This is a genomic window from Bradyrhizobium sp. URHC0002 (assembly GCF_054059515.1).
In genome coordinates this window covers 6310483-6326649 of record NZ_JBSSCF010000001.1, presented here as the reverse complement: position 1 = coordinate 6326649, position 16167 = coordinate 6310483, and the positions used below count along the sequence as shown (strand labels likewise).

The window sequence follows — 16167 nt, the reverse complement described above, 5'->3', positions numbered from 1 at the left end:
AAGCTGTTATGGGGTCTACCGCAGGGGCACGATGAAGTCGGTGCCTTCGCCGGTTTCGCCGCCCTGGTTGATGCCGTGATCGGACACTATGATCGAGCTGCCGGTGCTCAGGACTTCTGCGATCCGCGCCATCGCCTCGGGAGCGATGGTGATGCGGTCCAGAGCCTCGGCAGGGCTGTTCGACGCCGGCAATGGCTTGGCCTCGGCTCCGCCGGCTATCTTGCGGCGCCGTGCAGCGCGGTCGTCCTCGTCGGTCCGGGTCGCATTGCGCGCCGTGACCGGCAGCGAGACCACCGACCAGCGCAACAGGTTCGGATCCTTCTTGTCGGCCTCGGCAGTGAAGACGTGCGTGCCCAGCGGCCGGTCGCTCGGCGCGATGGTGATCGGAACGTCGAACTGCGGCTTGAAGTTCTCGCGGACATACAGCTTGGAATCCTTGCGGCTTACGAACACCGCGATCTGGCCTGGACGCCTGGGCGGTTCGGCCTTGGCAGCCTTGTCCCCGCCAGGCAGCCGCGCCGTATCCTTCTTCACGTCAGGTGCAACGGCCGGTGCAGCCGGCGCATCGGCGACCGCCTTGACGGGCTCGGCGGGCTTTTCGGCGGCCTTGGATTCAGCTGGCTTGGACTCAGTGGGCTTGGATTCAGCAGGCTTGGATTCGGGAGTCTTGGCTTCCTCGCCCTTGGTAATCGCTGCCGTCGGAGCCTCGGCGTTCACTGCGTCGGATTTCGCTTCGACTTTCGCCTCGCTGGACTCGGCGGACGGCGCGGGGGCCGCGGCCTCCTCGACTTTCTTGTCATCCGTCCCAGCCGTGCCGGTCTCGGCCGATTTGAGGTCAGTTGCCGCGGGTTCAATCGCCGGCTCGGATTGCGTCGCGTCCGGCGCATCGCTGGCAGTTGGAACCTTGGCTGCAGACGGCATTGCATCGGACATGGTCACGACGGCGTTGTTGGCTGGCAATGCGCTGCGGGCATCCGCGGTGTGGGTCTGTTCGCGCAACGGCGCCGCGTGGCCGACAGTCGGTCGGAGATCGAGGCTCGCCTCCGAATTAGCAAGACGTGCATTCGCAGGCCTGGTCGCATGGCCTGCGTCCGCGCCCTTGTCGCTCTTCACCGCGGGCGCGTCGGTCGCCGGATCGTTGGCGATGAGAGGCTGCGGCACGACCTTTTGTGCCACCAGCAACGGATGGGAGAAGCTGGCCGGCGTGATCGGGCCGGGCGTGACGATGACGCGCGCGCCCATCCTCGTCCAGTTCCACATCTTCACGGCAAAAGCCATCGGCATGCGGATGCAGCCGTGTGACGCTGGATAGCCGGGCAATACGCCAGCATGCATCGCAACGCCCGACCACGTGATGCGCTGCATGTAAGGCATCGGCGCGCCGCTGTAGATGTTGGAGCGGTGCATCTTGTTCTTCTGAATGACGCTGAACACGCCCATCGGGGTCGAGTGACCCTTCATGCCCGTCGACACCGGGCTTTCGGCGAACAGGCCATTGGCGTCGTAGACGCGGACCTTCTGCTGATCGATCGAGACGGCGATGATCAGCGGGCCCTGCGGCTTGGCGTTGGTTTCCTTGATGGCGGCCCCGGCCTTGGCCGAAGGCCGGCGGGCTTTCGGCTTGCGCGGCTGCGCCATCGGCGCCGGCCGGTAGTAGCTGGGATCGGAGTCCTGCCAGTAGAACATGGCGGCAGCATCTGCCTGCGGGGCGGCAACCAGGGTGCCGGCCGCCGTCAACATCGCAATCTGCCAAAATCGCCGTTTGGAATTGGTTGCGCCCGCAATACCCGCACTAGAAAGCCGATGCCCGCTCACGCGCTTGATCCTCAAATCCGGTTACTCGAATCTACTCTTTTCTTCCGATAATTATTTGTTGTTGCAGAGGCAAAAAGCGTTCACCAGCGTAGGCCTTCTAATTCCAGCGCTTTTCGCCCCAATCGTAGCAAAAAAGCCTCACATTCCGTTAAACGGCGGCCGGTCGGGCGCCTTCGGCCGGCACCCGGACGGCGGTCTTCCCGTGCGGCTTTCTGCCACTACATAGGCGGCGAGCCATTCAGTGGAGAAATCAATGACATCCAAGGCCATCGTTAAGTATGACAGGAAGTGGCGAAGTCTGGCCTTGGGAGTGTTGGCGCTGGTGCTTTGGCAGGCCGGCCCGGCGTCGGCGGGCGACGAACCTGACCTGATTTTCCGCCGTTCGACGGTATTCAAGCTGCTCAGCCCGAACGACAAGCTCGCGACCTACGCCGTCGACGACCCCGAGGTCGAGGGGGTGGCCTGTCACTTCACGGTGCCGGAAAAGGGTGGCTTCAAGGGCTGGCTCGGCCTCGCCGAGGAGGTCTCGGACATTTCGCTGGCGTGTCGCCAAATCGGCCCCATCAAGTTCCAACATAAACTGGAACAGGGCGACGACATGTTCCGGCGGCGCCGCTCGCTGTTCTTCAAGAAGATGCAGATCGTTCGCGGCTGCGACGCCAAACGCAACGTGCTGGTCTATATGGTCTATTCAGACAGGCTGATCGAGGGTTCACCCAAAAACTCGACGTCCTCGGTGCCGATCATGCCCTGGGGGGCCGCCGACGCCGCGATTCAGAAATGCGGTGAATTCGTCCAGTAAGTCCGATGCCAGCCGGGATCCCAGATCGGATCCGGGTTCAGGGGTTTGGGCTTACCGTTTGACCGGATTGGAATATTGGCGGACCTCCTGGCCGGGCTCGACTTTGCGGTCACGGCAACCGACCAGATGCACGAATTTTTGCGGCGCCGAGACATTGCCGCAAAATTCGCTGCCTTGCTGCGACATCGCGCCACAAAGGCTCACGGGATGCTCTGAGGTTTTTCCCTCGCGCTCCACCGGCTGGCCGGGTTTGCGGGTCGGGGTTGCACTGCCAACATCGATGTTGCCACTACCCACGACGACTATCCTTTGTTGAGGAAGGGGTCACAACGCACAAGCACGCGCAAGGTTGCACGTCGTTCGTCTGAGTCGGCCGGACCGAGGCTTTGGTTCATCCAGTCGGCCAGTGAACGAGGCCGTACTCATCCACGGAAGGATGGCCAAAGTGGCCCCAATGGCCGGTTTTCCGGGTTCAGCCTGATCCTTTCAAGCGAGGACGTCACCGCTGAATTCATTGAATTTTTCCGGCTATTGTTTCGTTCGCTCGAACTGACGAAACAATTCTCCTGGGCGATGAAACCATTTTGCGTTTTTGGTGCAGAGGTCCGGAAACAACCGATGGCTATCACGTGTTCAACGAGACGGCGGGCGCTGCCGGCCACGGACAACCGGAGACTGTCAGATGCGGACCCTCAGCTTCATCCTCGCCTTCGCCTTCATCCTGGCGGGTCCCTCGATGGCTGGTTCGTCAGACCAGAACTTGCCGGGCGTCGGCACCTTCGCCTATACCGGCTCGCCGGTTGCGTCCCCGGCGTCGCAGCCGATCGTTGTGGCCGCCAACTAAGCGTAGCGGACCTTTGAAAGGTCGCCGACAGCAAAAAGATCGTCGATAAAGGCTCTGTATGTTCGCACGCATCTGTTCTGCTGTAATCCTGTCGTTCCTCCTTATCAGCGGCGCGGCGCAGGCGCAGGTCCAGTTTCAGCCGCCGCAGACCTCGTTCCGTTCCCTGTTCAAAGTGCCCGATCCGCGCGGCGAGTTCGTGCGGCTTTGCGCGCCCCATATGGTCGGACGCTGGGCGCATCCCGAAAGCGTTTGCGGCTGCCTGCACGACTACGCCGCCGCGACCGTGGAAGATGCCGACCTGCGCGAAGCGCTGCTGCGCGGCATCAGCGAGACCGGGGTGCCGACCATCGAGACCGCGTGGGTGCCGCCGTCAAAGCAGTCCGAGATCGGCCCGACCTTCACCAAGATCGCAAAGCCGACGCTGCAATGCATGTTCGATCCGGCGACGAAGCAGTAACGCGGGCTCGCCAACCTCCATCGTTAAAGTTGTGTCGCTTGCCGACTGATACCTTGCGCCCCGGCCTCGCGGGCCGGTAGGCTTTGCGGTATCGAACGGGCAGGGGCGACGGCCATCGACGCTTTAATCTACTTTCTCCACTTGGGCCTGCTTCTGTTTTCGGCATGGCTTTGTTTTGTCATTCGGTACTGGCATGCATGGACCGTGTATGCGCTGGTGACGATCCTGCTGCTAACTCCGGTCTCGGTTGTCTCGTTTCAGTGCTTCATGGCCACGATTTGCGATTTGGGCATGGGATTGGCGGTGCTGTTCACCGGTTCATGGCCCCTGGCCTGGCTCATCGGATCGCTGCTCGGACTGGCGTTTCGTTTCCTGAACAGGCCGCCAAAGCCAAACTGAACCTTAACAACCGCCAAGGTGCAGCAATGGCCTGTCGGCGCCGTTGCCGGCTCGATATGCTGGGGCGTTTGCGCGGTGATGCGTCCGCTATGGCGCAGGGTCGTCGCCAGATACGGAAGCTGGTAGGTTGGCGCTCATACCTGCAACAAACTGTATAGGGGCAACCATGCGATTCATCCTCATCGGCCTCATCGGCGTATTGCCGTTGATTGCTTCCCCGGTTCTCGCCGCCGATGCGGCGACACAGGAAGCCAACAAGAAGGCCGTGCTCGAATTCTACGATGCGGCGCTCAATCGCAAGGATTTCGACGCCGCTGCGAAGTTCTTCGGACCGCACTACATCCAGCACAACCCGACGGCGCCTGACGGCATCGAAGGCTTCAAGGCGTTCCTCGGCTTTCTGCGCGAAAAATTCCCGGACTCGCACAGCGAGATCAAGCGTGCTTTCGCCGACGGCGATAACGTGATCCTGCACGTTCACAGCGTGCGCGAGAAGGGCACGCGCGGCCGCGCCATCGTCGACATTTTCAGGCTCGAGAACGGCAAGATCGTCGAACACTGGGACGTCGTGCAGGAGATTCCCGAAAAGGCCGCCAACACCAACGGCATGTTCTAGCGCCAACGAAAATTGCAGCTAGCGCTTCTTCGTCCCCAGCCGCTGAATGCATTTGCGGGTGCGCAGCACGCCTGAGGTCGTCATCTGCGAGCCCATGACTTCCATGATCTGCCCAGCCGGGCAGGATCCGTCGTCAACGAGGACACGCTGGCCGAGACGCAGGTCGGCTATATCCTGCTCGCGCGAAAACACTTGGGCGAGGGCGGGGCTTGTGAGCAGCCACAGGGCGAGGCCGGCGGGCAGGGCAAGGCATCGGGCGGCCTTTGTCGTCATCATTCCTGCCTCGCTCACTTGGTCTTGATCTTCAGCCCGTCGGGCCCGACATTGATCTGCAGGCCCTCGGGTTCCTGCTTGGCCTTATAGAGATTGTAGCTGAGTACGCCGACCGCGACGATCAACACGCCGATGACGAGATACAGAACGTTGCGATTGCCGGGCATTCGGTGTTTCCGCCGTGATTGAATCCGGCGTCGAGCTTAGTGACGCGCCGGCGATTCTGATAGGCCGCCGGCCGGTGTGCGGTCAGGTCGCGGCCTTCGGCCGCTTGACCATGCTGGTTCCGCCCGTGGCGCTGGCAAACGGATCGCGCGGGATGTGCTTGCCAGCGGCGGCCGGCATTCAAGCAGAATTTGGTCGGCACATGGCCGCGGACAGGCTGGCGAAGCTCCCCCCATAGAAATTGCATCTGATCCATCAGGCATAGCCCGCCCAGCCGCAGTCGCCATGACAAGCCGCATGGCGATTCATCTTGCTTCGCCCGGTGAATCGATCTACTTCACCGCCGTCGCGAAAAACGACTGCCTGACCTCGGCGTGACACGCTGGGCAGGCTGTCGAATACACGTCAACCATGCGCTTCGCACGGTTCGGCCAGCGTCTCCGAAAGCAACTGTCTGACGACACACGTCAGGCGGATGGCAGCCGTCAGCACCAACGAACGCTGACTGCGACAACAGGAGCGCGAAAATGCGAAATCCGATTACGATCATCGGTGCTGGACTTGGTGGGCTCACGCTCGCCCGCGTTCTGCATCTTCATGGCGTCGCAGCCACGGTCTATGAAGCGGAAGTCTCGGCTGACGCGAGGGGACAGGGAGGACTGCTCGATATTCACGAATATAACGGTCAGATCGCCCTCAAGGCCGCAGGTCTGTTTAAATCATTTCTTCGACTTGTTCGTCCGGGCGAAGACGCAAAACGCATTGTCGATAAAGGCGGCAATGTTTTATTTGACAGACCTGGCCGCCACACCGGCGAGTGCCCCGAAGTGGACCGGGGCGATCTTCGGAAGATGCTTATCAATTCGATCCCGACCGGAATGATTCATTGGGATCACAAGGTTACGTCTGTGGCAGCGATCGGGGGCGGACGACACCAAGTCACCTTCGCGAACGGCTCCACGGTTACTTGCGACGTTATTGTAGGCGCCGATGGTGCGTGGTCGAAGGTCCGTCCACTTCTTTCGGATTCAAGGCCCACCTACACGGGCACCTGTTTCGTCGAGATATTCCTTTTCGATGGTGACACGCGCCATAAAGCAAGCGCGGACGCGATCGGCAGCGGCACGCTCATGGCAGTTGCTCCGGGCAAAGGCATCCTGGCGCATCGCAATGCAGACGGAACACTGCACATCTACGTAGCGTTAAATAAGCCAGAAGACTGGGCCAATTCCTTCGATCTCAGCAACGCAAAAGTTGGCCTGGCTCAAATCGCTGATCAATTCAAAGGATGGGCTCCGCAGCTGACTGCCCTTATTGCGGGTAGCGACATCGATCCAGTGCTTCGACCGATCTATGCGCTCCCGGTCGGACATCGATGGAACCGGGTGCCTAGCTTAACTTTAATTGGCGACGCGGCGCACCTGATGTCTCCTTTCGCAGGCGAAGGCGCCAACCTTGCCATGTATGATGGCGCGGAGCTTGCCCAAGCGCTTCTTGCCAATCCTGATGACATCGAAGCCGCACTCGCGGTCTATGAAAGCGGCCTCTTCCCCCGAAGCGGTGAAGTTGCCCGAGAGACTGCGCAGAACCTCAAGCGGTTTTTCGACGATACCGCGCCCCAGAGCGTGGTCGCCCTGTTCAGCAAGCATCTTGCGTGAACGGAGAGACCGTATGACTCTATCTAGTTTGCAAGGCGGCCAGCGATGACTTCGCCAGCCGTTCGGCGGACGCGATCAGTTGCGGCAGGGCGTGGCCGGCAAATCCCAGCACGAATCCCGGCAGCGGGCGCGCACGAAAATAGGTTTCCGCCAGCAGCCAGCCCGCGACGCCGGCCTCGGCCTTTGCCTTGGCGGCCACTAGCGGATCGGTCGATGGATCGAACCGCGCGACCAGATGCAGGCCCTGCGAGGGCACGGGCACCGACAGCTTGCCATTCGATGCGGTCGACAGCGTCGAGGCCAACACGTCGCGCGCTTCGCGATAGATCCCGCGCACCTTGCGCAGGTTGGCCGCGAACGCGCCGGAATTGAGCATGTCTGCCACCGCGCCCTCCATCAGCGTGCCGGGAAAGCGGTCGAGCGCGGCGCGGGCCGTCGTCACTGGTCCGACCAGCCGCTCGGGCAGCGCGCAGTAGCCGATGCGCAATCCCGGAAACAGCGTCTTTGCAAATGTGCCCATGTAGATGACGCGCGAGAGGTGATCGATGCCGGCGAGCGACAGCAAGGGCGCTCCGTCGTAGCGAAACTCGCTGTCGTAATCGTCCTCGATCACGAAGGCGCCAGCATCCCTTGCCCAGTCAAGCAGTTCCAGCCGCCGCGGCATCGACATCTGCACGCCGAGCGGAAACTGGTGCGACGGTGTCACATAGGCCGCGCCCGCGGACGGCGCCAGCGCCCGGCCTTTCGCCACGATCATGCCTGATCCGTCGACCGGGACGGAGACGGGGCGCAGGCCATAATGTCCGATCGCTCGTCTCGCGGCGGGATAGCCCGGATCCTCGCACCAGATGTGATCGCCGGGCTTGAGGATAGCGCCGAGCACGATCCGCAACGCGTGCTGCGTTCCCGACGCCAGCATGATCTGGTCCGGATCGCAGCGCAGTCCGCGCGCCGACAGCAAATGATCGGCAATCGCGGCGCGCAGCTCACGGCTGCCCCTGGGGTCGCCGTATTGCAGGTGCTCGGCGCCGAAGGCGCGCATGCGCCGGCCGGCAAACGACCTGAAGCGCTGCAATGCCCTTTCATCGATATGCGTGCAGCCAAGTGCCAGCGCGCCTTGCTGCGGCGCCTCGATCTCGATCCTGGTCTTGCGGGCGTCGCTGGCGCGCGCGGGAATGCGTGCGGCGACGAAGGTGCCGGAGCCTGTGGTGGCGACCGCAAAGCCGTCCGCGATCAGCCGCTCATAGGCCGAGGTGACGGCGTTGCGGCGAAAACCGGTCTGTTTTGCCAGCGTCCGCTGCGGCGGCAGCGGCTCGCCGGGCTTTGCAATCCCGCCCGTGATGGCGTGGCAAAGCGCCTGATAGAGCCGGTGCTGTGAGGAGGCATCCGGCGTCACGTGAGGCCCATCAAGGTCGAGCGGAAGCTCCGCCTTGGGCAGCGTCGCCGGAGAATTGGTCGGAATTTTTCGCATGGAATTGGCACTATCGCAGACCAAATTGGCAGCTACAACTGGTTCGACATGCCAATACCGCAAGGAGCTGCCGTGACGATCGAAGGCGAGACCACCACTTCCTATCCATTGTCGCCGCGCAACCGCGTCAAGCGCTTGCACGAGCGTGGCTCCTATGATCGGGCGAAGATTCACGGCCTGCTGGACGCCTCGATGCTCTGCCACGTTTCCTACGTGGTCGACGGCCAGCCTTACTGCACGCCGACGTTCTTCTGGCGGGAAGGAAACACGCTGTACTGGCACGGCAGCAGCGCGAGCCGCATGTTGCGCAACCAGTCTGACGGCCAACGCGCATGTCTCACCGTCGCGCATCTCGACAGCCTGGTGCTTGCAAGATGTGGCTTCAATCACTCGGCCGATTACCGCGCCGTGATGGCGTTCGGCACTGCCCATCTCGTCGACGATCCCGCCGAGAAGGAGCGCGCGCTGGTCGCCATGGTCGACCGCTTCTTTCCCGATCGCACTGCCGGCCTGCGGCAAAGCACGGTGCAGGAGATCAAGGCGACATCCGTCATCGCGATGGAGATCGAAGAGGCTTCCGCCAAAATTCGCGCCAAGGGCGTTGGCGACGACGAGGAGGATTATGCCTTGCCCATCTATGCCGAGCGCATTCCGGTGCGCACCGTGCTGGGCGCGCCCGAACCCTGTCCGCGGCTTCTCGATGGCGTCGAGCGCCCGGCGTCGCTGCGCGGCTATTCGGAAGGCCGCCTGCTCGAAGATGCATTGCGGGATGCGCATTTTGCGCATTACGCCGGCGGCTGAGATCGGGGTAGGGTGCGCGCTCCCGACCTCTTTGAATTCGCGACTGGAGCCGCCGCATGACGACCGATACGCAACGAAAAATCCTCGACGCCGTTGATGCCGGCTTTGATGCGCAACTGGCGACGACAAGGGATTTCGTTGCGATCCCCTCGACCCGCGGCGCCGAGGGGCCGTGCCAGGACATGATCGGCGACCTCCTGCGCCAGCGCGGCTATGAGGTCGACGACTGGCATATCGACGTCGAGGATTTGAAGGATCTGCGCGGTTTTGGACCGATCGAGCATGATTTCTCGAAAGCGCGGAGCGTGGTCGGCACCTACCGGCCTTCAAACAATGCCGGCAAATCGCTGATCCTGCAGGGCCACTGCGACGTCGTTCCGACAGGCCCCCTCGACATGTGGGAGACGCCGCCATTCTCGCCGGTTATCAAGGACGGCAAAATGTACGGCCGTGGCGCTTGCGATATGAAGTCCGGCACCATCGCCGCGCTCTATGCGCTGGATGCGATCAAGGCGGCGGGCCTGAAGCCCACGGCGCGCATTCACTTTCAGTCCGTGATCGAGGAAGAGTCCACCGGCGTCGGCGCGCTCTCGACCTTGCAGCGCGGCTACCGTGCGGACGCCTGCTTCATCCCGGAGCCGACCGGCGAGACGATGGTGCGCTCGCAGGTCGGCGTGATCTGGTTTCGCCTGAAGGTGTGCGGATTGCCCGTTCATGTGGCCGAGGCCGGCTCCGGCGCCAACGCGATCATGGCCGCCTACCATCTGATCCATTCGTTGCAGAAGCTCGAAGAAGCGTGGAACGCGCGCGCCAAGGCGGATCGCCATTTCAAGGCGGTCCCCCATCCGCTCAACTTCAACCCCGGCATCATCAAGGGCGGCGACTGGGCTTCCAGTGTGCCGGCGTGGTGCGACGTCGATTGCCGGATTGCGATCCTGCCGGGCTGGTCGATCGCCGAATGCCAGAAGGAGATTCTGGCCTGCGTGTCGGCCGCCGCGCGCGACCACAGATTCCTCTCCAACAACCCGCCGCAGGTCGAATGGTCGGGCTTCTTGTCGGAGGGCTATGAATTGACGAATTCCGCCGAGCCGGAAGCCGCATTTGCAAAAGCGTTTGACGCGGTCTATGGCGGCACGGTGCCGGACCGGGCGTTCACCGCGCTGACGGATACGCGGTTCTACGGCTTGAACTACAACATCCCGAGCCTCTGCTTCGGCGCAAAGGGCGCGGCGATGCACGGCTTCAACGAATATGTCGAACTGGACTCGCTGCGGAAGTCGACCAAAGCGACCGCGCTGTTCATCGCGGAATGGTGCGGGGTGGAAAAGATCTAGTTGACCGCGATCAATCTGATGCGACGGTCCGCCCGCGCATGCTTGCCGCTGCGCCAAAGAGTTCGGAGGTAATCGACCTGAACCAGCGATGAGCGGGATCGCGATGATACCGTTCGTGCCAATATTGCGTGATCTCGATGCGTGGCAGGGCGATCGGCGTTTCGAATGCCGCCAGGCCAAGCGGCCCTGCAAGCCGCTTGGCCAGATTGGCCGGCAAGGTGGTGAGCCCGTCGGTCTCCGCCGCGACGATGGCGCCGGCAATGAAGCTTGGCACGCGCAACATGATATTCCCGGGTGCTATCTGCGAAGCGAGCACGCGCTGGGCGGTTCCGTGCGCGGCATGACCGGTCTCCGAGGCGGTGATGAGGATATGCCGCTGGGCGAGAAAGCCTGCGCGCGACCTCACGGCGGGTATTTTGGGATGTTCCTTCCGGACGACGGTGACATAGCCGTCGAAATACAATCGCTGACGCCGCAAATGGCGCGGTGCTTTTGGAAAGGCGCCGAGCGCCAGATCGGCTTCACCTGCTTCCAGTTTGAGTTCGAACTGACGTGAGTCCAGCGGCATCGCCCGGATGTTGACCCTGGGCGCGATGGCAGCCACGTGCGCGATCAGGGGAGGCAGGAAGCGGATCATCCCGACATCGGTCAGCAGCAGGCTGAAGGTGCGGTCCGATCGAACGGGATCGAACACGGTCGCGGAGGCGCGCAGACTGTCGGCGACGCCGAGCAGCGTGCGGACCTGATCCGCGATTTCGAGCGCCTTGGCCGTCGGCTGCATCGCATGTCCGTTCCGGACGAACAGCGGATCGCCGAACTGCGCACGCAGATGCCGCAGCACCTTGCTGATGCCGGGCTGCGTGGTCGCCAGCAGCTCTGCGGTCCGGGTGATGCTGCGTTCGTGCAGCAGCGCGTGCAGGATCCGCAATTCTCTCAGGTTCAACTCTGATGATGCAATATCGGCCATATCATCTATTCCCATATGGACATGGCGATAATGACGCTTGTCGGATAGGCTCCTGTCAAACAGAAACTTGAAAATGTTGCGCTTCAGGGAGATACGCCGTGAGCAAATTCATCATCGAACCGCACTTCCGGCTGCAGGAATGGGTTGCCGAGGAGAAGGGCTATTTCCGCGCCGAAGGCCTGGACTACGAATTCCGCGAATTGATCCGCTCAACGGCCGGCCAGCATCACAACAAGGTCAATGAGGGCGCCTTCCAGAGCATCGAGAAGGGGCGCGAAGCCGATGTCAGCTGCGCCTGCCATTGGACGGTGAACGTGGCGGCCTCAAACGGCCACGCCAAGCTGTACGCCGATGCTTATTCGGTCGCCCCGTCAGGGATTTTCGTTCCCGCCGATTCCCCGATACGCACTCCGCGCGATCTTGCGGGCGTGCCAATCTCGGTTGGGTTCCAATCGGGAAGCCATTACTCGACCATCCAGGCGTTGGAACAGTATATGACGGCAGCCGAGATCAACCTGACGTTCGAGGACGGCATGCTGTTTCATCGGATGGCGCAGCTGATCGAGGGCAAGAGCCCGGCGGCGGCGCTATTCAACGGGCCTTATTACCTCGCCGAGCAATTGGGCTTCCGCAAGGTGATCGATACCACCTTCATGATTGCGGCCATGATCAAGGGCACGGTCGATCCCGAAGACGTCAGGCGGTACTTCCGCGCCTTGCGGCGGGCGCAGCGCGATATCGATCTGCGGCCGGAACTTTATACGCATTACTACAAGAACGAATTCCCGGAGCGTTTCCATGCCGTCATGGATACGCGCAGCTGGGGGCCCGGCGAGCGGATTGTGTTCGAGACGTATTCGAAGGAAGTCTTTGAACAATCATTCGACTGGATCGCCGAGCACGAGATCTTTGCCAAGGGGCGGATGGGATCCGGCGAATACGACCGATCGACCATCTCGTTTGCGGCGGAGTAGGGCTCTTTCAACTCTGCCGGAGAACGCGCCATGCGAAAGCAAATCCTGGCTTGTCTGCTCACAGCCTTCGGTTTTGGATGGGGGGCTTCCGCGGCATCGGGTCAGGAGACGGTCAAGATCGGCTTGATCGTGCCGCTGACCGGCGGTCAGGCCTCGACCGGCAAGCAGCTTGATAACGCCGTCAAGCTCTATATGCGACAGCACGGCGACATCGTCGCCGGCAAGAAGATCGAGGTGATCGTCAGGGACGATGGTGCAATCCCTGATAACACCAAGCGCATCGCCCAGGAATTGATCGTCAACGACAAGGTCCAGATCATCGCCGGCTTTGGCATCACGCCGGCCGCGCTGGCGGCGGCGCCGCTGGCGACGCAGGCCAAGATTCCCGAGATCGTGATGCTGGCCGGCGCTTCGATCGTGACGGAACGGTCGCCCTATATCGTCCGGACCAGTTTCACGCTGGCGCAGTCCGCCGTCATCATCGGCGACTGGGCGGCAAAGAACGGCATCAGGAAGGTCGCGACACTGACCTCCGATTATGCTCCCGGGAACGACGCACTGCAGTTCTTCAAGGCGCGCTTCACCGCAGCCGGCGGTGAAATCGTCGAAGAGGTCAAGGTACCCTTGATGAATCCCGATTTTGCGCCGTTCCTGCAGCGGATGAGGGATGCGAGACCCGACGCGATGTTCGTGTTCGTGCCCGGCGGCCAGGGCGGCAATTTCATGAAGCAGTATTCCGAGCGTGGCCTCGACAAGAGCGGCATCAGGATCATCGGTCCCGGCGACGTCATGGATGACGACCTGCTCAACGACATGGGAGATGCCGCGCTGGGCACCGTCACCGCGCACATGTACTCGGCAGCCCATCCTTCGCCCGTCAACGAGCAGTTTGTCACGGGCTATAGGAAGGCCTTCAACTCACGTCCGGGGTTTGTCGCGGTTGGCGGCTACGACGGCATTCATCTCGCTTACGAGGCGCTGAAGAAGACCGGGGGCAAGACGGACGGCGATCTGCTGATCGCGGCGATGAAGGGAATGGCCTGGGAAAGTCCGCGCGGGCCGATCTCGATCGACCCTGAAACACGGGATATCGTTCAGAACATCTACATCCGCAAGGTCGAGAGGGTGAAAGGCGAGCTTTACAATGTCGAGTTCGAAACCTTCAAGGACGTCAAGGACGCGGGCAAGTCGCAGAAATAGCTCGGGTATCAACGCGCCCACAACGCCTTCACGATCGCGTCCAGCCCGTCGGTCAGTGCCGCCGGTCCTGGCTGCAGAATGATCGTCGACTTGATCTCGACAATGCGGTCGTTGCGCACCGCCGGAATATCGCTCCAGCCCGGACGCTGCCGGATGCGATCCGGCACGACCTTCTTGCCGCACCAGGACGCGAGGATCACGTCGGGCGCGGCTTGGCGCACCACGTCAGGCGCAATGATCCGGTCCTTGGCCGCCTGCTGAAACCGCAGTTTTGGTAACGCGTCCTCGCCGCCGGCGACCTCGATCAGTTCCGACACCCAGCCGATGCCGGAGATCAGCGGATCGTCCCATTCCTCGAAATAGACTTTTGGCTTGGGCGAGGGGCGGGGTGTCGCCGCGATATGCGCGAGGCGCGCTTCAAGGCTTTGGGCCAGTTGATCGGCGCGCTCGGCGGCACCGACGATGGCGCCGAGCGTGCGGATCATCGCGAAGATGCCCGCTATGTCGCGCTGGTTGAAGACGTGGATGGCGATGCCCGCGCGCACCAGATCGGCGACAATGCCGGCCTGCAGATCGGAGAAGGCCAGCACCAGATCGGGCTCGAGCGCGAGAATTTTCGGAATGTCCGCGGAGATGAAGGCGGAAACCCGCGGCTTCTCGCGGCGGACCTGCGGCGGCCGCACCGCATAGCCGGAGACGCCGACGATGCGGTCCTGCTCGCCGAGCAGGTACAGCGTTTCGACGGTCTCTTCGGTAAGGCAAACGATCCGGCGGGGTGGGAACTGGCGCATGGCGCCCATATGCCGAATTCCGGACGCCATGTCACGGCAGCCATTACCTCAGAGGTCATTGCCTGATTTACCGGCACCTTCCATTCTGCTTAAGAGATCGCTTCAAGGAAAAACCGGAGGACTGATGACGCCGCTCGAAAAGATCCAGTCGATGAAGATGCCGTTTGCAGAACTGAAGGGGGTGACCTTCACGGAAGCCGGAATGGATCGGGTGGTGGCGAAGATGCTGGTGCGGCCGGATCTGTGCACGCTCCATCATGCCCTTCACGGCGGCGCGATCATGGCATTCGCGGATTCGGTCGGCGCGGCCGCGACCGTCATCAACCTGCCCGCGGACGCCAAGGGCACCACCACGATCGAGAGCAAGACCAATTTCATCGGCGGTGCCAAGGAGGGGTCTACGGTGATCGCCACCGCGACCCCGGTGCATCGGGGACGCCGCACGCAGGTCTGGCAGACGCGGCTGGAGACCGAGGACGGCAAACTCGTGGCAATCGTGACCCAGACCCAGATGGTGCTGTAGCGTCAGGCCGCCTCCACCGTCTGCACGGCGTTCAGCATCCCGGTTTGCGGATGACAATCCACATATTCGAAAAGCTGTTCGTCGGCGCGGGCGACGGTGACCTCGTGGTAGAGCCGCAGCTTTGCGGCCGGCCCCAGCGTCGATAGATACTTCATGGCGGCACCGAATATCTTGACGTGGGTCGGATGCGATTCAGCCCAGCGTTCGAGCGCCGACAGGCTTTTCCACCAGCTCATGCCGTAGGACTTTTCGGTTGTCGCGCCGTCGGGGCCGAAGACGGTCATGTAGCGGTTGGCGTAGCAGCCGATCGAACGCCCCTGGTCGCGCAGAAAATCCATGCCTTCGCGCAGCACCGGCTCGACATCGCCGAGATACATTTTGCGTTCGGCCGCTTCGGTGTCGCCCCAATCCTGGCCCGACCGGATCAGGCAGAGATTGTCATGTGGGACGATGCGAATGCGCGCGCCATCGCGGACCGCACGGGCAGCGCCTGAAGGCGCCATCTCGCTGGTTTGGGACAACGGGATGCGGTCGCGCATGCCGCCCCAATAGGCGTGCTCCAAAACCTCGCCGCTCATACCGTCAGCGAGAACAGCAACGCCTTCGGGCCTGTCGAGGGATGAGAACAGCGTCTCATAGCCCTCCACGGAGGGATAAAGCGCTTCGATGAAGGTCCCGAACCCGCTGTTGGTCCGCTGCTCGCCGGTCCAGCGCGCGCGTGCGGCCGGAAACCAGCGATCGAATTTTTGACGGTCGTCCCAGTACGCCACTGTAACGACGTTGGTGAAACCGGCCTCGTCGACATAGCTCGCCCGGTCCCAATGGGTTGGGCCATCGGCCGCTGCAAATTCCGACGCGAGCCGGGCCAACGCCTGCTCCGCGGCGGCCGGGGGCGCGCCGCGGGTCTGGATGCCGAAATAGGCCATCACCACCCGCGCCACGCTTGGCTTGTGCCGCGCCACGAAGGACGGGTAGGGCGGCGCATAGTCGTCGCCGACACGGCGGTGGCGGGTGCGTGCGGTCTGCAGATGCTCGGGGATCGCGGATTCCATCGGCCTGCTCCTTGTCCGAATTGAA

Annotated in this window: 19 protein-coding genes; 11 read left to right on the top strand and 8 right to left on the bottom strand. The window is 62.4% G+C overall.

All coding sequences use genetic code 11. The annotated features are described in order from the left end of the window. Positions 1–15: 15 nt before the first annotated feature. Positions 16–1740, bottom strand: coding sequence for a L,D-transpeptidase (locus ACVWVY_RS30950; protein ID WP_456629927.1), 1725 nt, complete (start codon positions 1738–1740; stop codon positions 16–18). Between the two features lie 328 nt (positions 1741–2068). Between ACVWVY_RS30950 and ACVWVY_RS30945 the strand changes: the two genes are divergently transcribed. Next, positions 2069–2617, top strand: coding sequence for a CreA family protein (locus tag ACVWVY_RS30945; protein ID WP_456629926.1), 549 nt, complete (start codon positions 2069–2071; stop codon positions 2615–2617). 51 nt (positions 2618–2668) lie between these two features. Here the strand turns inward: ACVWVY_RS30945 and ACVWVY_RS30940 are convergent, their stop codons facing one another. After that, positions 2669–2914 (bottom strand): hypothetical protein, encoded by a 246-nt coding sequence (locus tag ACVWVY_RS30940; protein ID WP_456629925.1) that lies wholly within the window; start codon positions 2912–2914, stop codon positions 2669–2671. A gap of 385 nt (positions 2915–3299) precedes the next feature. On the opposite strand from ACVWVY_RS30940, the gene ACVWVY_RS30935 reads away from it, so the two are divergent. The 4 genes from ACVWVY_RS30935 to ACVWVY_RS30920 all read left to right on the top strand — a co-directional run bounded on the left by ACVWVY_RS30935 (position 3300) and on the right by ACVWVY_RS30920 (position 4933). After that, positions 3300–3461, top strand: coding sequence for a hypothetical protein (locus ACVWVY_RS30935; RefSeq protein ID WP_456629924.1), 162 nt, complete (start codon positions 3300–3302; stop codon positions 3459–3461). Between the two features lie 58 nt (positions 3462–3519). Further along, positions 3520–3918, top strand: a complete 399-nt coding sequence (locus tag ACVWVY_RS30930) for a hypothetical protein (RefSeq protein WP_456629923.1) — start codon at positions 3520–3522, stop codon at positions 3916–3918. Positions 3919–4122: 204 nt separating this feature from the next. Next, positions 4123–4317, top strand: coding sequence for a hypothetical protein (locus tag ACVWVY_RS30925; RefSeq protein ID WP_456629922.1), 195 nt, complete (start codon positions 4123–4125; stop codon positions 4315–4317). A gap of 166 nt (positions 4318–4483) precedes the next feature. Then, the gene (locus tag ACVWVY_RS30920; protein ID WP_456629921.1) at positions 4484–4933 is read left to right on the top strand and encodes a nuclear transport factor 2 family protein; all 450 of its coding nucleotides are present in this window, start codon (positions 4484–4486) and stop codon (positions 4931–4933) included. 18 nt (positions 4934–4951) lie between these two features. On the opposite strand, the gene ACVWVY_RS30915 is transcribed toward ACVWVY_RS30920, so the two are convergent. Both ACVWVY_RS30915 and ACVWVY_RS30910 read right to left on the bottom strand, forming a co-directional pair. Further along, positions 4952–5206 carry a DUF6719 family protein gene (locus ACVWVY_RS30915; protein WP_456632348.1) on the bottom strand — a complete coding sequence of 85 codons (255 nt, stop codon included), beginning with the start codon at positions 5204–5206 and terminating at the stop codon, positions 4952–4954. Between the two features lie 14 nt (positions 5207–5220). Further along, positions 5221–5373 carry a hypothetical protein gene (locus tag ACVWVY_RS30910; protein ID WP_190241957.1) on the bottom strand — a complete coding sequence of 51 codons (153 nt, stop codon included), beginning with the start codon at positions 5371–5373 and terminating at the stop codon, positions 5221–5223. 525 nt (positions 5374–5898) lie between these two features. Here ACVWVY_RS30910 and ACVWVY_RS30905 point away from each other — a divergent pair. Further along, on the top strand, positions 5899–7029 hold the full coding sequence (locus tag ACVWVY_RS30905) for an FAD-dependent oxidoreductase (protein WP_456629920.1): 1131 nt from the start codon (positions 5899–5901) through the stop codon (positions 7027–7029). Between the two features lie 19 nt (positions 7030–7048). Here ACVWVY_RS30905 and pdxR read toward each other — a convergent pair whose 3' ends face one another. After that, entirely contained in the window at positions 7049–8500 is a 1452-nt protein-coding gene (gene pdxR, locus ACVWVY_RS30900) for a MocR-like pyridoxine biosynthesis transcription factor PdxR (RefSeq protein WP_456629919.1), read from the bottom strand. A gap of 48 nt (positions 8501–8548) precedes the next feature. Between pdxR and ACVWVY_RS30895 the strand changes: the two genes are divergently transcribed. Both ACVWVY_RS30895 and ACVWVY_RS30890 read left to right on the top strand, forming a co-directional pair. Continuing rightward, positions 8549–9301 (top strand): pyridoxamine 5'-phosphate oxidase family protein, encoded by a 753-nt coding sequence (locus ACVWVY_RS30895; RefSeq protein ID WP_456629918.1) that lies wholly within the window; start codon positions 8549–8551, stop codon positions 9299–9301. Between the two features lie 56 nt (positions 9302–9357). Beyond that, a complete protein-coding gene (locus tag ACVWVY_RS30890) occupies positions 9358–10635 on the top strand; it encodes an ArgE/DapE family deacylase (protein ID WP_456629917.1) in 1278 nt (425 codons plus the stop codon). Positions 10636–10645: 10 nt separating this feature from the next. On the opposite strand, the gene ACVWVY_RS30885 is transcribed toward ACVWVY_RS30890, so the two are convergent. Continuing rightward, positions 10646–11602 carry a LysR family transcriptional regulator gene (locus ACVWVY_RS30885; protein WP_456629916.1) on the bottom strand — a complete coding sequence of 319 codons (957 nt, stop codon included), beginning with the start codon at positions 11600–11602 and terminating at the stop codon, positions 10646–10648. A 98-nt stretch (positions 11603–11700) separates the two neighbouring features. On the opposite strand from ACVWVY_RS30885, the gene ACVWVY_RS30880 reads away from it, so the two are divergent. Next, on the top strand, positions 11701–12576 hold the full coding sequence (locus tag ACVWVY_RS30880; protein WP_456629915.1) for an ABC transporter substrate-binding protein: 876 nt from the start codon (positions 11701–11703) through the stop codon (positions 12574–12576). A gap of 30 nt (positions 12577–12606) precedes the next feature. Continuing rightward, positions 12607–13776: an ABC transporter substrate-binding protein gene (locus ACVWVY_RS30875; RefSeq protein WP_456629914.1), complete on the top strand. Its 1170-nt coding sequence runs from the start codon at positions 12607–12609 to the stop codon at positions 13774–13776. Positions 13777–13784: 8 nt separating this feature from the next. Here the strand turns inward: ACVWVY_RS30875 and ACVWVY_RS30870 are convergent, their stop codons facing one another. Continuing rightward, a complete protein-coding gene (locus ACVWVY_RS30870) occupies positions 13785–14567 on the bottom strand; it encodes a cobalamin-binding protein (protein WP_456632347.1) in 783 nt (260 codons plus the stop codon). A gap of 124 nt (positions 14568–14691) precedes the next feature. On the opposite strand from ACVWVY_RS30870, the gene ACVWVY_RS30865 reads away from it, so the two are divergent. Further along, positions 14692–15090 carry a PaaI family thioesterase gene (locus tag ACVWVY_RS30865; RefSeq protein ID WP_456629913.1) on the top strand — a complete coding sequence of 133 codons (399 nt, stop codon included), beginning with the start codon at positions 14692–14694 and terminating at the stop codon, positions 15088–15090. A gap of 2 nt (positions 15091–15092) precedes the next feature. Here the strand turns inward: ACVWVY_RS30865 and ACVWVY_RS30860 are convergent, their stop codons facing one another. After that, positions 15093–16142 carry a phenylacetaldoxime dehydratase family protein gene (locus tag ACVWVY_RS30860; RefSeq protein WP_456629912.1) on the bottom strand — a complete coding sequence of 350 codons (1050 nt, stop codon included), beginning with the start codon at positions 16140–16142 and terminating at the stop codon, positions 15093–15095. Positions 16143–16167 lie beyond the last annotated feature (25 nt).

Bases quoted from the DNA above. Each gene is read 5' to 3' on its own strand.
- ACVWVY_RS30950 (WP_456629927.1), bottom strand. From the start codon at position 1,740: ATGTTGACGGCGGCCGGCACCCTGGTTGCCGCCCCGCAGGCAGATGCT.
- ACVWVY_RS30945 (WP_456629926.1), top strand. From the start codon at position 2,069: ATGACATCCAAGGCCATCGTTAAGTATGACAGGAAGTGGCGAAGTCTG.
- ACVWVY_RS30935 (WP_456629924.1), top strand. From the start codon at position 3,300: ATGCGGACCCTCAGCTTCATCCTCGCCTTCGCCTTCATCCTGGCGGGT.
- ACVWVY_RS30930 (WP_456629923.1), top strand. From the start codon at position 3,520: ATGTTCGCACGCATCTGTTCTGCTGTAATCCTGTCGTTCCTCCTTATC.
- ACVWVY_RS30920 (WP_456629921.1), top strand. From the start codon at position 4,484: ATGCGATTCATCCTCATCGGCCTCATCGGCGTATTGCCGTTGATTGCT.
- ACVWVY_RS30915 (WP_456632348.1), bottom strand. From the start codon at position 5,206: ATGACGACAAAGGCCGCCCGATGCCTTGCCCTGCCCGCCGGCCTCGCC.
- ACVWVY_RS30910 (WP_190241957.1), bottom strand. From the start codon at position 5,373: ATGCCCGGCAATCGCAACGTTCTGTATCTCGTCATCGGCGTGTTGATC.
- ACVWVY_RS30905 (WP_456629920.1), top strand. From the start codon at position 5,899: ATGCGAAATCCGATTACGATCATCGGTGCTGGACTTGGTGGGCTCACG.
- pdxR (WP_456629919.1), bottom strand. From the start codon at position 8,500: ATGCGAAAAATTCCGACCAATTCTCCGGCGACGCTGCCCAAGGCGGAG.
- ACVWVY_RS30895 (WP_456629918.1), top strand. From the start codon at position 8,549: ATGCCAATACCGCAAGGAGCTGCCGTGACGATCGAAGGCGAGACCACC.
- ACVWVY_RS30890 (WP_456629917.1), top strand. From the start codon at position 9,358: ATGACGACCGATACGCAACGAAAAATCCTCGACGCCGTTGATGCCGGC.
- ACVWVY_RS30885 (WP_456629916.1), bottom strand. From the start codon at position 11,602: ATGGCCGATATTGCATCATCAGAGTTGAACCTGAGAGAATTGCGGATC.
- ACVWVY_RS30875 (WP_456629914.1), top strand. From the start codon at position 12,607: ATGCGAAAGCAAATCCTGGCTTGTCTGCTCACAGCCTTCGGTTTTGGA.
- ACVWVY_RS30870 (WP_456632347.1), bottom strand. From the start codon at position 14,567: ATGCGCCAGTTCCCACCCCGCCGGATCGTTTGCCTTACCGAAGAGACC.
- ACVWVY_RS30865 (WP_456629913.1), top strand. From the start codon at position 14,692: ATGACGCCGCTCGAAAAGATCCAGTCGATGAAGATGCCGTTTGCAGAA.
- ACVWVY_RS30860 (WP_456629912.1), bottom strand. From the start codon at position 16,142: ATGGAATCCGCGATCCCCGAGCATCTGCAGACCGCACGCACCCGCCAC.